The sequence below is a fragment of the Patulibacter defluvii genome (assembly GCF_034096925.1).
GTDB classification, from domain to species: Bacteria; Actinomycetota; Thermoleophilia; order Solirubrobacterales; family Solirubrobacteraceae; genus Patulibacter; species Patulibacter defluvii.
Window position 1 is genome coordinate 34,433 of sequence record NZ_JAWZSQ010000015.1, and the last position, 13,868, is coordinate 48,300.

The following is a 13,868-nucleotide window of genomic DNA, read 5'->3' on the forward strand; positions in this document are numbered from 1 at the left end:
CGCTCAGCCGCCCAGCGCCACCCGCAGCCGGTCGAGTCCGTGGCGGATCTCGGTCGGCGCGTGGGTGGTGAACGACAGCCGCAGCGTCCGCGGATCGGCGGCGGTGGCGTAGAAGGGCGCGCCGGGCACGTAGGCCACCTGCTGCTCGAGCGCGCTCGGCAGCAGCGCGGTCGCGTCGTGGCCCTCGGGCAGCCGGACCCAGAGGAACATGCCGCCGGCGGGCTCGTTGAAGGTCGAGCCGGCCGGCAGGGTGGTCGGCAGCTGCTCGAGCATCGCGTCGCGGCGCTCGCGGTAGACGGTCCGCAGGCGGTCCAGGTGGGCGTCCAGGTCGACGTGCGCCAGCCAGCGCGCGGTCGCGGCCTGGTCGACGGTCGAGGAGTGCAGGTCGGCCGCCTGCTTGGCGATCGTCAGTGGCAGCCGCAGCGCCGCCGGTGCCCGCACCCAGCCGATCCGCAGGCCGGGGGCGGCGACCTTCGAGAGGGTCGAGAGCGCCAGCACGTAGTCGGCGGCGCCGTCGCGGGCGGCCAGGGCCACCGCCGGCTCGCCGGCGTAGCGCAGCTCGCCGTAGGGGTCGTCCTCGATCGTCCACAGCCCGCGCCGCTCGATCACCCGCGCGAGCGCCGCCCGCCGCTCCTCGGGCAGGGTGCGGCCGGTCGGGTTGTGGAACGTGGGGACCGTGTAGAGCAGCTTCGGCTGGTGCTCCTCGACCAGCCGGTCGAGCGCCTCGGGGTCGAGCCCGTCGTCGTCGCAGGGGATCGGCACCGGCACCGCGCCGGCCAGCTGGAAGCACTGCAGCGCGGCCAGGTAGCAGGGGTCCTCGACCAGGATCCGGTCGCCGGGCTCGAGCAGGACCGCGGCGATCAGCGTCAGCGCCTGCTGCGAGCCGCTGGTGATCAGCAGCCCGTCGGGATCGGTCGGCAGCCCGCGGACGCTGAGCCGGTCGGCGACCCGCCGCCGCAGCTCGGGATCGCCCTCGGTGGTCGAGTACTGGAGGCTGCGGCCGGCGCTGTCGTCGTCGAGCACGGCGGCGAACGCCTCGCGCAGACCCGACGCGTCGAACAGCTCGGGGGCGGGCAGGCCGCCGGCGAACGAGATCACGCCGGGGTGCTCGGTCAGGGCCAGGATCTCCCGTACCGGTGAGCTCGCCACGCCGCGCAGGCGCGCGGCCACGGGAGCCTTCGGTTCGGACGGGCCGCGCATCGCGGGCGAGGATAGTCCGATCGCTGGTCCGGCGACAGGGCCGCGACCCGGCGGGTGGACCAGGATCATTGCGGTCAGGAACTGGCCGGAATCGGCCGTAGGCTGCGCCGTACCGTCGATCGGGACCGCCGATCGCGCCACACCAGAGGAGCGCACCATGGACTTCAAGCTCGAGCTGATCAACGTCCCCGTCAGCGACGTCGACCGGGCCAAGGCCTTCTACGTCGACCAGGTCGGGTTCAACCTGGACCACGACCACCGGGTCAGCGACGAGCTGCGGTTCGTGCAGCTGACCCCGCCGGGCTCGGGCTGCTCGATCGCGATCGGCGAGGGGCTGACCGCCTCCCCGGCCGGCTCGGTCCAGGGCCTGCAGCTGGTGGTGGCCGACATCGAGGCCGCCCAGGCCGAGCTGCGCGGGCGCGGCCTCGAGCCGGGCGAGGTCCAGCGCTTCCCGTGGGGCGCCTTCCTCTTCTTCCAGGACCCGGACGGCAACGGCTGGGCCGTCCAGGAGCTGCCGGCGCGCGACTGAGCGGCGGCCGGTCGCGGCGGCCGATATCTAAAAGATCGATAAAGATGTCGACCGCTGTCGATCCGGGACGCGATCGTTCGACGCGGGAGTAGCGGCGCGGTTTCGGAGCCGGTCACCAGGACCGGCGGCCCCGCCCACCACACCCGAGGAGCACGCATGCGTTTCATGGCGATCATCAAGGCCAACGCCGATTCCGAGGCCGGGAAGATGCCCAGCCAGCAGCTACTGAGCGACATGGGCGACTACAACGAGGAGCTGGTCAAGGCCGGCGTCATGATCGAGGGCGCCGGGCTGTTGCCCAGCTCGCTGGGCGCCCGCGTCCACTTCTCCCCGGGCGGCACGATCGACGTCGTCGACGGGCCGTTCGCCGAGACCAAGGAGCTGGTGGCCGGCTTCTGGATCCTCGAGGTCGCCTCGAAGGAGGAGGCGATCGAGTGGATCAAGCGGGTCCCCAACACCGACGACGTCGCGTCCCAGATCGAGCTGCGCCAGGTGGTGACGGCCGAGGACTTCGGCGAGGCGTTCACCCCCGAGCTGCGCGAGCAGGAGGAGCGGACCCGGGCGCAGGCGGAGGAGAACCAGCGCTAGCCGCCGCGACGTGGTGGAATCAGGGGCGTGCCGGGAGGGTCCGCCCCTGATGTCCATCGCGCCGTCGAGGCGGTCTGGCGGATCGAGTCGGCTCGCGTCGTCGCCGGCCTGACGCGCCTGACCCGCGACGTCGGCCTGGCCGAGGACCTGGCCCAGGAGGCGCTGATCGCCGCGCTCGAGAGCTGGCCGCGGACCGGCGTCCCCGACCAGCCCGGGGCCTGGCTGACCACGATCGCCAAGCGGCGCGCGATCGACCGCTTCCGCCGCGACGCGAACCTCGACCGCAAGCACGAGCTGCTGGCCCGCGAGCTGGAGCGCGAGGCCGACGCCGGCGACCCGACCGCCGGCCTCGGCGAGGTCACCGACGACGACGTCCTGCGGCTGATCCTCGTCAGCTGCCACCCGCTGCTGCCGCCGCCCGCGCGGGCGGCCCTGACCCTGCGGCTGGTCGGCGGCCTGACGACCGCCGCGATCGCCCGCGCCCAGCTGACCTCGGAGGCGACCGTCGCCCAGCGGATCGTGCGCGCGAAGCGGACGCTGGCCGACGCCGAGGTCCCGTTCGAGGTGCCGGGGCCGGACGAGCTGGAGGAGCGGCTGGCCTCGGTGCTCGCGGTCGTCTACCTGATCTTCAACGAGGGCTACGCGGCCAGCGCCGGCGGCGAGTGGATGCGGCTCGACCTCTGCCGCGAGGCGATGCGGCTGGGCCGGATCCTGGCCGGCGTCGCCCCGCAGCAGGCCGAGGTCCACGGGCTGGTGGCGCTGATGGAGCTGCAAGCGTCGCGGGCGCGGGCCCGCGTCGAGCGCGACGGGACGCCGATCCTGTTGCTCGACCAGGACCGCTCGCGCTGGGACCGGACGCTGATCCGCCACGGCCTGCGGGCGCTGGCGCGGGCCGAGGCGCTCGGGCTCGGGCCCTACGGCCTGCAGGCGGCGATCGCGGCCTGCCACGCCCGCGCCCGCACCGCCGACGAGACCGACTGGACGCGGATCGCCGCCCTCTACGAGCTGCTGGCGCGGATGACGGGCTCGCCGGTGGTCGAGCTGAACCGGGCGGTCGCGGTCGCGATGGCCTTCGGTCCCGCCGCCGGGCTCGAGCTGGTCGAGCAGCTGGCCGACGAGCCGGCGCTGCGCCGCTACCACCTGCTGCCGAGCGTCCGCGGCGACCTGCTGCGGAAGCTCGGCCGGCCGGCGGAGGCGGGGGAGGCGTTCGCGGCCGCGGCGGCGATGGCCAGCAACGAGCGCGAGCGGACGTTGCTGGAGGAGCGGGCCGCCGCCTGCGCCGCCGCGTCCGACGGCGTCAGCGCGCGCGGTCGCGGCTGACGTGGGCCGCCCCGAGCGCGGCATAGGTGCCGGTCAGGGTGGCCATCGCCAGCGCCGAGCCGCGCGGCAGGTCGCGGCGGACCAGGTGCGCGAGGCCGCTGATCGTGTCGCTGCCGTCGACCAGCAGCCCCAGCCGCTGCCAGCGGCGGCGGTCGCGGCCGGCCGACAGGTAGCCGACGCCGAGCGCGATCGCGCGGGCGCCGTAGATCCGGGTCATGTAGTCCAGCTCGGGCGAGGCGTTGATCCGGAACACGCGGGCGAGCGCGCTCGGGACGGCCAGCGAGGCGCCGCCGAGCGCGATCCGGCCGACGGCCATCGCGGCGAGGCTGCGCGTGAGCGGGGCGGGGGTGGGGGCGTCGTTGGCGGTCACGGGACGATCGTCGCGCGCCGGCCGTGCCGTCGCGATGACCCGCGAGGTCACGGCCGGGCGGCGGATCGTGGCGGGTCGCCGCTGTCCTGGCGTTGCCCCGCTACGACGGGCGATCCGCGCGGCTGGCGGGTTGCCGCTCAGGGGTGGGGGGGACGGCGTCATCGACGCGTAGGCTCGCCTAAGATGCCGCGCGGCGCCCGCCACCGCCGACCGACCGAGCCCCGCGATGATCACGACCGCCACCCTCCCGATCGTCCAGTTCGTCATCGGCCTCCGCGAGGGGGTCGAGGCGTCGCTGATCGTCGGCATCATCGCCGCCTTCCTCCACCAGCAGGGTCGGCCGGACGCCGTCCGCTGGGTCTGGGTCGGGGTCTCGCTGGCGGTGCTGATCTGCTTCGGGGTCGCCGTCGGGCTGGAGGTGGCCGGCGACCAGCTGCCCCAGCGCGAGCAGGAGGGCTTCGAGACGATCGTCGCGCTGGTCGCCGTCGGGATGGTCACGACGATGATCATCTGGATGCGCAAGCACGCCCGCACGATGGCCGGCGAGCTGCGCCAGAGCGCCGCCGCCGCGCTGGCCTCCGGCTCGGTCCTGGCACTGATCGTGATGTCGTTCTTCGCGGTCCTCCGCGAGGGCTTCGAGACCGCGGTCTTCATCGTCCCCTACCTGCAGGCCGACAACCTCGACGCCGCCGGCCTGACCCGCGGGACGGTCGTCGCCGGCGCGATCCTCGGGCTGGTCGTCTCGGCCCTGATCGGCTGGGGGATCTACCGCGGCGGCGTGCGGCTGAACCTGACCCGCTTCTTCCGGATCACCGCCGCGTTCCTGGTCGTCGTCGCCGCCGGGCTGGTCGCCAACGCCGCCCACTCGGCCTTCGAGGCCCGCTGGTACAGCGGCCTCCAGCACTCGCCGATCGACCTCTCGGGCGTGATCTCGCCGAGCAACGAGAGCCCGCTCTCGAACCTGATCACGGCGATGTTCGGCGTCCGTCCGCACCCCTCCTGGGCCGAGATCATCGGCTGGCTGCTCTACGCGGTGCCGATGCTCGCCTTCGTCCTCTGGCCCGAACGCTGGCGGCGCCCCGTGCGCGAGACCGCGACGGCCGCCAGCTCCACGACCTAGCCACCCGCCTCGAGCGACGCGCTCGACCGACAACGAGGTACCCATGAAGCACCCACGTACGGCTGTCCTCCGCTCCGCGTCGCTCGCCGCCACGCTGCTGCTCGTCGGCGGCCTGGCCGCCTGCGGCGACGACGACAAGAGCAGCGGCGGCAGCGGGTCGACCGGGGCCTCGACGACCACCGCCGCCAAGACCAGCGGCGGGGTCCAGCAGGTGAAGATCGAGATCAGCGACCAGGGCTGCTCGCCGAACGCGGTCACCGTCAAGGCCGGCGACGTCCGCTTCGCCGCCACCAACCCGTCGAGCAGCGAGGTCGACGAGTTCGAGGTCAAGAACAGCGACGGGATCATCCTCGGCGAGAAGGAGAACCTGGCGCCGGGGCTCTCGGGCGACTTCACGCTGACCTTGCAGCCGGGCGAGTACGTCCTCAACTGCATCCTGGCCGCCAACGGCGAGGACGACCCGAACTTCGACAAGGGCAAGCTGACCGTCAGCGGGGGCCAGGTCGACACGCCCGGCGCCGCCGACGACCCGGAGCTGACGACCGCCGTCGAGGAGTACAAGAAGTACGTCAAGGGCGAGACGACCGCGCTGGTGGCCGGGACCGCCAAGTTCGTCGCCGCGCTGAAGGCCGGCAAGCTCCAGAGCGCCAAGGACCAGTTCGGCCCGCTGCGGATGCACTACGAGCGGATCGAGCCGATCGCCGAGTCGTTCGGCGACCTCGACCCGGCGATCGACGCCCGCGTCAACGACGTCGCCGACAAGGCCAAGTGGACCGGTTTCCACCGGATCGAGCAGATCCTCTGGAAGAAGAAGACCACCGACGGGACCGCCGCCTACGGCACCCGCCTGCTGCGCGACATCCGCAAGCTCGACGGCCGGATCGACGGGCTCGAGATCCAGCCGGCGCAGCTGGCCAACGGCGCGCTCGGGCTGCTCGACGAGGTCGCCAACGCGAAGATCACCGGTGAGGAGGACCGCTACTCGCACACCGACCTGGCCGACTTCCAGGGCAACCTGGAGGGCGCTCGCAAGGCCTTCGAGCTGCTGGTGCCGGCGCTGCAGAAGCGCGACGCCGGCGACCTGGTGACGACGATCCGGGCCCGCTTCGAGGACGTCCAGAAGGGCCTGGACGAGTACAAGCGCGACACCCCGCTCGGCTTCGCGCTCTACGACGAGCTGTCCGACGAGGACCGCAAGACGTTCTCGCAGCAGATCGACGGGCTGGCCGAGCCGCTCTCGCTCGTCGCCGGCAAGGTCCTCCACTAGGAGCCACCGCGTGTCGTCCGGGTCCGATCCGTCCTCCTCGTCCTCCCGCCGCCGCACGCTGACGCGGCGGGGGCTGATCGGCGGCGCCGGGGGCGCCGTCGGCCTCGGCGTCGCCGCGGCCGGCGGCGGCTACGCGCTGGGGGCGGACCGGGGCCGCGACGACCACGTCGAGCGGGTCGGCGGGGTGGTGCCGTTCCACGGCGCTCACCAGGCCGGGATCGCCACGCCGGCCCAGGACCGGCTGGTCTTCGGGTCGTTCGACCTGCTGACCGACGACCTCGGCCAGGTCCGCGAGGTCTTCCGGGCCTGGACCGACGCGGCGGTCAAGCTGACCCAGGGCAAGCCGATCGGGACCCTCGCCGGGCCCGAGATGGAGCCGCCGGACGACACCGGCGAGGCCGAGGGCCTGCCCGCCGCCCAGCTGACGCTGACCTTCGGCTTCGGGCCCGGCTTCTTCGAGCGCGACGGCGAGGACCGGCTGGGCCTGCGGTCCCGGCGGCCGAAGCACCTGCGGCCGCTCGGGCCGCTGCCCGGCGACCAGCTGGATCCCGCCCGCAGCGGCGGCGACGTCTGCGTCCAGGCCTGCAGCAACGACCCGCAGGTCGCCTTCCACGCGATCCGCAACCTCAACCGGATCGCCCGCGGCGTGCTGGTCCTGCGCTGGACCCAGCTCGGCTTCGGACGCACCTCGACCACCAGCCGCGCCCAGGCCACGCCCCGCAACCTGATGGGGTTCAAGGACGGCACGAACAACATCCGCGCCGAGGAGACCGAGCGGATGGCCCAGCACGTCTGGGTCGGCAAGGACGAGCCGCAGGCCTGGATGCACGGCGGCAGCTACGTGGTGACGCGCCGGATCCGGATCCTGATCGAGTCGTGGGACCGCGACCGGATCGGCGACCAGGAGGCCGTGATCGGCCGCCGCAAGGTCAGCGGCGCCCCGATCGGCAGCCGCGACGAGTTCGACCCGGTCGACCTGAAGGCCCGCGGCGGCGACGGCCTGCCGCTGATCGGCGCCGACGCCCACATCCGGCTGGCGGCCCCGGAGGAGAACGGCGGGATCGCGCTGCTGCGCCGCGGCTACTCGTTCACCGACGGGATCGAGCCGCGGACCGGCCAGCTCGACGCCGGGCTCTTCTTCATCGCCTACCAGCGCGATCCGCACGCCCAGTTCGTGGCGCTCCAGCGGCGGCTGGGGATCGAGGACGCGCTCAACGAGTACATCAAGCACGTCGGCAGCGCCGTCTTCGCGGTCGCTGGCGGGGTCCGGCCCGGCGGGACGATCGCCGAGGGCCTGCTGCGCCCGATCTGAGCGCGGCCGCCGGCGGCGGTTGGCGGCGGCGCGAACGGGTAGAGGAGGGGCATGCTCTACGGCTTGCTCGTCCTGCTCATCGTCGTCGCCCTGGTGCTGTTCCTGGCCAAGGTGGCGGTCGGCGGCGGCATCGTCGGCGTGATCGCCCTGGTGCTGCTGGTCTACGTCGTGCTCAACGCGATGCGCGCAACGCCGCGCGTCTGACCGCTCAGGCGTCGGGGGCCGGCGGATCGCCGTCGTAGGCGGTCCGCATCCCCTCGGCGAGGACAGAGACCTCCTCGCGCAGGTGGCGGACGTCGCTGCCGATCCGGCGCTGCTGCGAGGCGTCGGTCGAGGCCGAGACGGAGACCAGGTTGGCCCGGATCGTGTCGAGCTCGACCAGCAGCCGCTCGGTCTCGTCGTAGTAGCGCCCGAGCTGCTGCTCGCAGCGCTCGCCGACGGCCAGCTGCTGGCCGAGCGCGTCGGCCAGCTCGCGCTTGGCGGGATCGCCGCTGACCTGCGCCAACCGCCGCCGGATCGCCGCCGGCGGGTCGTCGACCAGCACCTCGTGCAGCAGCTGGGCGCGGCGGGCGCTGCTGTCCAGCTCGTCGAGGAAGCGGTCGACCTCGTCGGAGACCTCGGCGTAGGGCAGCTCGGCGCGGTCGATCGCGGCCCGGATCCGGGCCTCGCGCTCGCGGGCGTGCAGCAGCGGCCCGGCGACCTCGGGCGAGAGCGTCGCGGGGTCGAGCCGCCGGCGGCCGCGCTCGGCGTCGCGGCGGCGGTCGGCGCGGACGCCGGCGATCACCCGGTCGGCGACCTCGGGATCGAGGAAGGTCCGGCCGGCGGCCACCAGGTAGAGCACGATCGCCACCAGCAGCACGACCACGACCGGGCCGCCGACCACGACCCCGGCGGCGGTGACCCCGACCAGGATCGCCACGTTGAAGGGCGTCGCGGCGGCGTTGACGGCCAGCGCGACGGCGTACTCCTGGCGGCTGTAGGGCTTGCGGGTGGCCATCTAGAAGAAGCTGGAGATGCTGCGGTAGACCGATTCGATGTCGTCCGTGTCGCCGGAGTAGGCGCGGCCGCCGGCGGCCTGGGCGAACTGCTGCAGCGCCTGCTTGGCCCCGGTCGCCCCGGCCGAGTAGGCGATCGTGAAGACCCGCACCTGGGTGGCCGAGTCGCCCTGGCCCGACAGCTCGCGGACCACCTGGTCGGCGCTGCGGCGGCTGTCGGTGTCGTCGCCGTCGGTCAGCAGCACCACGGCGTTGATCCGGTCGTCGCCGCCGGCCACCCGCCGGACGCCGGCGAAGGCCTCGGCGGTGACGTCGTAGACCGCGGTGCCGCCGTCCGGCACCAGGCCCTCTATCACCTGCCGCAGGCGGGCGCCGTTGCGCTTGAACTCGGCCAGCGGGACCGGCTCGTCGATCGTGTCGGAGAAGGTCACCAGCCCGATCCGGTCGCGCGGCGAGACCTGCTTCAGGAAGACCTTCAGGCCGTCCTTGGCGCTCTCCATCCGGCCCTCCTCGCCCATCGAGCCGGAGGTGTCGACGACCAGCGCGATGTTGGCCGGCTTGCGGTCCTCGCGCCAGCTGCGGCGGAGCAGGTCGAGCACGCGCGGCTCGGGCAGCGCCAGGACCCGCTTCGGCTGGGCCGGGTCGACGCCGTTCTCGGCCGTGATCGGCGCCACCGGCTGCTGGTCGGGGGCGGCCGGGCGGAAGCCGCCGCGGGCCGCGGTCGCGGCGTCCAGGTGCTGGGCCAGGTAGCGCTGGAAGGCGCGGGCGGCGGCCCGCTCGCGGTCGTCGACCCACGGCGCGTCGAGCACGATGAAGGGGTTGTCGCTGTAGAAGGTGCCTTCCTTCGGGTACAGCGCGACCAGCTTCGGCTGGCGGCCGCGGTGGCGGTTGAAGTCGACCAGCGTCGCCTCCTCGAGCGCGACGGCCGAGGCGTAGGCCGGGCCCTCGCGGCGCAGGTGGTCGGCGATGAAGAGCGTGGTGTCGCCGTAGTGGACGATCGACTGCTCGATCGCGCGGACGGCGGAGCGGGCCTTGCCGTCGACGTCCTCGACCCGCAGGCCCTCCTTCTTGCCGGTCGCGGCGTAGTACTCGGCGACCACCGAGGAGAGGCCGGCGGTCGAGAAGTCGGGGTTGGTGTGGACGAGCTTGAAGCGCCCGAACTCGGGCCGGCCGATCGAGGCCCAGCCCTGCTTGGCCCGGGCCAGCTTCAGCACGTCGGCCCAGGCCAGCTGCTTCTTCGGCCAGCCGAGCGCCCGCGCCATCGGCTCCCACATCGCGATCACCAGCGGGGTGCGGACCAGCGACGGGTTCTCGTCGGCCACGTAGGGGCGGTCGGCGGTGAAGTTCAGCAGCCGGCCCCAGAGCGAGCTGGCGGGCGACCAGACCACCGGCTGCAGGCGGCCGCGGGCGATCTTCTCCTGGGCGTCGCCGGACGCCACGCTGCGGCCGCGGACGAAGACCGGGCGGCCGTCGGCGCGGGTGTCGCTACCGTTGAAGCGGCGGATCAGCGGCTCGATCAGGGCCGCCTTCTCCGGCGAGTAGGCGAAGTCGATCGTGATCGCGCCGGCCGGCGGCGCGGAGGGGCCGTCGCCGCGGTCGCCCGTGCCGCCGCCCTTCGAGCCGCCGGAGGCCAGGATCGCGATCGCGGCGACGGCGATCACGGCGATCGCGACGATCAGCAGCTGGCCCTTCTTCATCGGCTCGGCATCCTCCCTCGGGGTGCCGGCGGGATGCCGGCGGGACCGGGCGCAATCTACTGGGCGGGGCCGCGGAACGGCCGCGGTCGGCCCGCCCGGGGCCGCGGCCGGCTAGGCGACGGCCGCGGCGGCGGCGACTGCCAGCTGGTCGGCGCGGTCGTTGAAGGCCTTGTGGGCGTGCTCGTCGCCGGTCTCGTGGCCACGGACCCAGAGCCAGCGGACGGCGCCGTGCTCGCCGATCGCCGCGTCGAGGGCGGTGACGAGGTCCTGGTTCTTGACCGGGTCGCCGGAGGCCGTCTTCCAGCCCTTGCGCTTCCAGCCGGCGAGCCACTGGGTCATCGAGTTCTTCACCAGCTGCGAGTCGGTCACGATCGCCACGCTGCTGCCCGCCGGGATCGCCCGCAGGCCCTCGAGCACCGCGGTGTACTCCATCCGGTTGTTGGTCGTCGCCGGGTCGCCGCCCGACAGCTCGACCGGCGGCTCGCCGCTCTCGGCCGGGGGCACCACGATCGCCGCCCAGCCGCCGGGGCCGGGGTTGCCCTTGCAGGCCCCGTCGGTCCAGACCAGGTACTCGCCCGGCTGCTGCTCGACGACGTCGTCGGCCAGCTTCTGCTTCGGACGGCGGGGGCGGTAGGGACGGCGCGGCGCAGGCATCGGCGGGGGAGGATACGCCGGGGCGGGGTCGGCTCCCGGCGTGGCGCTCAGGCGGCGGTCCAGGGGTCGATCGCACGCGGCCGGTCGGTCGAGCGCGGGAACGCGACGTCGTCGGCGGCGATGCCGGCGAACCGCTCGCGGATCCGCGACCCGAGCGCCACCGTCGCACGGTCCTCGAGCAGGACGGCCTGGAGGATCGCGCGGACGGTGATCGTGTCAGAGGAACGCATAGCCCTCGCCGCGGTAGGTCGGGACCTCGTCGACGATCTCGTCGCCCGCGACCAGGTAGAGGCGGGTGAAGCGCTCGCACAGCTCGCCGGCCTTGGTGTGGCGGAACCAGACCCGGTCGCCGATCGCCAGCCGGTCGGCGGCCTCGCCGAGCAGGGGGGTCTGGGCCTCGCCCGCGCCCTCCTGGCCGTCCAGCCGCAGGCCCTCGGGGTAGGTGGGGCGCGGCAGCCGGTCCGGCCCGACCGCGCCCGACGCCACGTAGCCGCCGCCGAGCGCGGTCGCCACGCCCGCTCCCGGCCGGCGCACGATCGGCAGCGCGAAGAAGGCCGCCGGGGTCGGCGTGAAGCGCGAGTAGGTGTCGAAGAGCGCCGGCGCGAGCAGGCCGGAGCCGGCCGCGACCTCGGTCACCGCCGCCTCGCCGGCCGAGGACTCGAGGCTGCCGGTGCCGCCCGCGTTGACGAAGCCGAGCGGCCCGGTCACCCGCTCGACCGCCGCGATCGCCCGCGCCCGCCGCCGCGCCAGCTCGATCCGCGAGACCCGCTGCATCGCCCCGATCGCACGGCCCATCAGCGGGTTGCCGGGACGGTCGCCGACGCCGGCGATCTGGGCCTCGTAGCCCATCACCCCGGCCACCCGCAGCCCCGGCCGGGCGACGACCTCGGCCGCCAGCGCCGCCAGCTGCGCCGGCTCGTGCAGCGGCGAGCGCTTGGCGCCCAGCCGCACCCGGCCACCGCCGAGCCAGAGCCCGGCGTCGAGCTCCAGGCAGACGTCGACCGGCCGCTCGGGCCCGGCCCCGGCCTCCAGCAGCCGGTCCAGGTGCTCGACCGCGTCGACCATCACCGCCAGCCGCGTCGGCGGGTCGGCGGTCGGCGCGGCCAGCGCCACCAGCCGCCGCAGCGCCCCGCGGTCGACCGTCGGGTAGGCGACCACCACGTCGTCGTAGCCGTGCTCGGCCAGCCACAGCGCCTCGGGCAGGGTCAGCGCCAGGACGCCGCGGTAGGCCGGGTCGGCGAGCGCCCGTGCGACCAGCGCCCGGCAGCGGATCGACTTGCTGGCGACCCGGATCGGGGTCCCGCCGGCCCGCCGCGCCATGTCCGCCCGGTTGGCGTCGAAGGCGTCCAGGTCGACGCAGGCGAACGGCGCGTCCAGCCCCTCGGTCGCCCGCTCCAGCCGCGCGTGCTGGCCGGCGCCGCCGCTCATCGGGCGACCGCCGCCGACGGTGCCCCGACGGGGCCGAGCACCTGGTCGGTGTAGGCGTTGGCGAACCGCCCCTCGGGGTCGAAGCGGGCGCGGACGGCGGCGAAGCGCGCGAAGTCGGGGTAGCGCGGCGCCAGCGTCGCCGCGGTCTGGAAGTGGCGCTTGCCCCAGTGCGGCCGGCCGCCGTGGGCGTCGGCGATCGCCTCGACCGCGCGGAAGTACGGCTCCCAGGCCATCCCGCGGTACATGTGGACCGCCAGGTAGCCGGTGTCGCGGCCGTGGGCGGGGGAGAGCAGCGCGTCGTCGCCGGCCACGAACCGCATCTCGATCGGGAAGTTGACCGCGAAGCGCTCGCGGTCGATCGTGGCCAGGATCTCGCGCAGCGCCGGGACCGTCGCGGCCCGCGGCAGCGCGTACTCCATCTCGACGAAGCGGACGTCGCGGGGGCTGGAGAAGATCCGGTCCGAGCGGTCGGTGCGGACGCTCGTGCCCGCCAGCCGCGTGACCGTCCGGTTGAGCCGCGGGATCGCCCGCGGGAAGGTCTTGCCGGCGCTGCAGAAGGCCTTCAGCGTGTAGGTCTCCAGCAGCCCCTGCCGCAGCCAGCGCTCGACCGCCCCGGGCGGGTTCGCCGGCTCGTCGACCACGTCGTTGGTGCGGGTCAGGGCCAGCGGGGCGTGGGGGAAGGCGTAGCACTCGAAATGGCGGTGCTCGGCCAGCCGCTGGTCGACGCTGGCCAGCACCTCGTCGAGCGGAGCGGTGGTGTCGACGCCGCGCAGCACGTAGGCCGGCACGCAGCGGAGCGTGACCGCGACCACGATCCCGAGCGCCCCGAGCGAGACGCGGGCCGCCCGCAGCCCGTCGGGATCGCCCTCGCCGTCGAGCCCGACCAGCTCGCCACGGCCGTCGACCAGCTCGGCCGCGACCACCTGCGAGGAGATGTTGCCGAGCGTGGCGCCGGTGCCGTGGGTGCCGGTGGCGATCGCGCCGGCGATCGACTGGCGGTCGATGTCGCCGAGGTTCTCGAACGCCAGCCCGTAGCCGGCCAGGGCGTTGGCGAGGGCGTGGATCGAGATCCCGGCCTCGACCCGCACCAGGCCCTGCTCGCGGTCGACGTCGAGCACCCGGTCGAGGCCCGAGATGTCGACCAGCACCCCGGGCGTCATCGCGATCGAGGTGAACGAGTGGCCGCTGCCGACCGCCTTCACCGGCAGCCCGTCGGCGGCCGCTCCGCGGACCGCCTGCTGGACCTCGGCCACGGTCCGCGCTCGGACGATCCGCGCCGGCCGGCACTGCTCGATCCCGGCCCAGTTGGTGAAGGTCCCGCCGTCCAACGCCATCGCCTGCTCCTCTCGCTGCTCCCCCTCGGCACGGTAGGTGGTTGCGGCCGGGTT

The 13,868-nt window shown here is 74.4% G+C and carries 15 protein-coding genes; 7 read left to right on the top strand and 8 right to left on the bottom strand.

Going from position 1 to position 13,868, the window contains the following annotated elements; genetic code table 11:
- Positions 1 to 3: 3 nt before the first annotated feature.
- Positions 4 to 1,200, bottom strand: coding sequence for an aminotransferase-like domain-containing protein (locus SH587_RS15420; protein ID WP_375341773.1), 1,197 nt, complete (start codon positions 1,198 to 1,200; stop codon positions 4 to 6).
- Between the two features lie 157 nt (positions 1,201 to 1,357).
- Between SH587_RS15420 and SH587_RS15425 the strand changes: the two genes are divergently transcribed.
- The 3 genes from SH587_RS15425 to SH587_RS15435 all read left to right on the top strand — a co-directional run bounded on the left by SH587_RS15425 (position 1,358) and on the right by SH587_RS15435 (position 3,637).
- Positions 1,358 to 1,729, top strand: a complete 372-nt coding sequence (locus tag SH587_RS15425; RefSeq protein WP_320671525.1) for a glyoxalase superfamily protein — start codon at positions 1,358 to 1,360, stop codon at positions 1,727 to 1,729.
- Positions 1,730 to 1,885: 156 nt separating this feature from the next.
- Complete coding sequence (locus tag SH587_RS15430; RefSeq protein ID WP_320671526.1) at positions 1,886 to 2,317, top strand: YciI family protein; 432 nt, start codon at positions 1,886 to 1,888, stop codon at positions 2,315 to 2,317.
- A 27-nt stretch (positions 2,318 to 2,344) separates the two neighbouring features.
- Positions 2,345 to 3,637 carry an RNA polymerase sigma factor gene (locus SH587_RS15435; RefSeq protein ID WP_320671527.1) on the top strand — a complete coding sequence of 431 codons (1,293 nt, stop codon included), beginning with the start codon at positions 2,345 to 2,347 and terminating at the stop codon, positions 3,635 to 3,637.
- Here the strand turns inward: SH587_RS15435 and SH587_RS15440 are convergent.
- Complete coding sequence (locus SH587_RS15440; protein WP_320671528.1) at positions 3,615 to 4,007, bottom strand: hypothetical protein; 393 nt, start codon at positions 4,005 to 4,007, stop codon at positions 3,615 to 3,617. The two genes, SH587_RS15435 and SH587_RS15440, sit on opposite strands and share 23 nt — an antisense overlap.
- 226 nt (positions 4,008 to 4,233) lie before the next feature.
- Between SH587_RS15440 and efeU the strand changes: the two genes are divergently transcribed.
- The 4 genes from efeU to SH587_RS15460 are packed head-to-tail and all read left to right on the top strand — an operon-like array spanning position 4,234 to position 7,910.
- Positions 4,234 to 5,127 carry an iron uptake transporter permease EfeU gene (gene efeU, locus SH587_RS15445; RefSeq protein WP_320671529.1) on the top strand — a complete coding sequence of 298 codons (894 nt, stop codon included), beginning with the start codon at positions 4,234 to 4,236 and terminating at the stop codon, positions 5,125 to 5,127.
- A 43-nt stretch (positions 5,128 to 5,170) separates the two neighbouring features.
- The gene (gene efeO, locus SH587_RS15450) at positions 5,171 to 6,394 is read left to right on the top strand and encodes an iron uptake system protein EfeO (RefSeq protein ID WP_320671530.1); all 1,224 of its coding nucleotides are present in this window, start codon (positions 5,171 to 5,173) and stop codon (positions 6,392 to 6,394) included.
- 10 nt (positions 6,395 to 6,404) lie between these two features.
- A complete protein-coding gene (gene efeB / locus SH587_RS15455; RefSeq protein ID WP_320671531.1) occupies positions 6,405 to 7,706 on the top strand; it encodes an iron uptake transporter deferrochelatase/peroxidase subunit in 1,302 nt (433 codons plus the stop codon).
- 51 nt (positions 7,707 to 7,757) lie between these two features.
- A complete protein-coding gene (locus SH587_RS15460) occupies positions 7,758 to 7,910 on the top strand; it encodes a hypothetical protein (RefSeq protein WP_320671532.1) in 153 nt (50 codons plus the stop codon).
- Positions 7,911 to 7,914: 4 nt separating this feature from the next.
- On the opposite strand, the gene SH587_RS15465 is transcribed toward SH587_RS15460, so the two are convergent.
- The 6 genes from SH587_RS15465 to SH587_RS15490 all read right to left on the bottom strand — a co-directional run bounded on the left by SH587_RS15465 (position 7,915) and on the right by SH587_RS15490 (position 13,814).
- Positions 7,915 to 8,703, bottom strand: coding sequence for a hypothetical protein (locus tag SH587_RS15465; protein ID WP_320671533.1), 789 nt, complete (start codon positions 8,701 to 8,703; stop codon positions 7,915 to 7,917).
- Entirely contained in the window at positions 8,704 to 10,398 is a 1,695-nt protein-coding gene (locus SH587_RS15470) for a vWA domain-containing protein (protein ID WP_320671534.1), read from the bottom strand. It lies immediately after the preceding gene.
- Between the two features lie 111 nt (positions 10,399 to 10,509).
- Entirely contained in the window at positions 10,510 to 11,052 is a 543-nt protein-coding gene (locus tag SH587_RS15475; RefSeq protein ID WP_320671535.1) for a ribonuclease H family protein, read from the bottom strand.
- Positions 11,053 to 11,099: 47 nt separating this feature from the next.
- A complete protein-coding gene (locus SH587_RS15480; protein WP_320671536.1) occupies positions 11,100 to 11,282 on the bottom strand; it encodes a hypothetical protein in 183 nt (60 codons plus the stop codon).
- Positions 11,269 to 12,480, bottom strand: coding sequence for an alanine racemase (locus SH587_RS15485; RefSeq protein WP_320671537.1), 1,212 nt, complete (start codon positions 12,478 to 12,480; stop codon positions 11,269 to 11,271). Before SH587_RS15485 ends, SH587_RS15480 begins: the two co-directional genes overlap by 14 nt.
- A complete protein-coding gene (locus SH587_RS15490) occupies positions 12,477 to 13,814 on the bottom strand; it encodes a D-arabinono-1,4-lactone oxidase (protein WP_320671538.1) in 1,338 nt (445 codons plus the stop codon). Before SH587_RS15490 ends, SH587_RS15485 begins: the two co-directional genes overlap by 4 nt.
- Positions 13,815 to 13,868 lie beyond the last annotated feature (54 nt).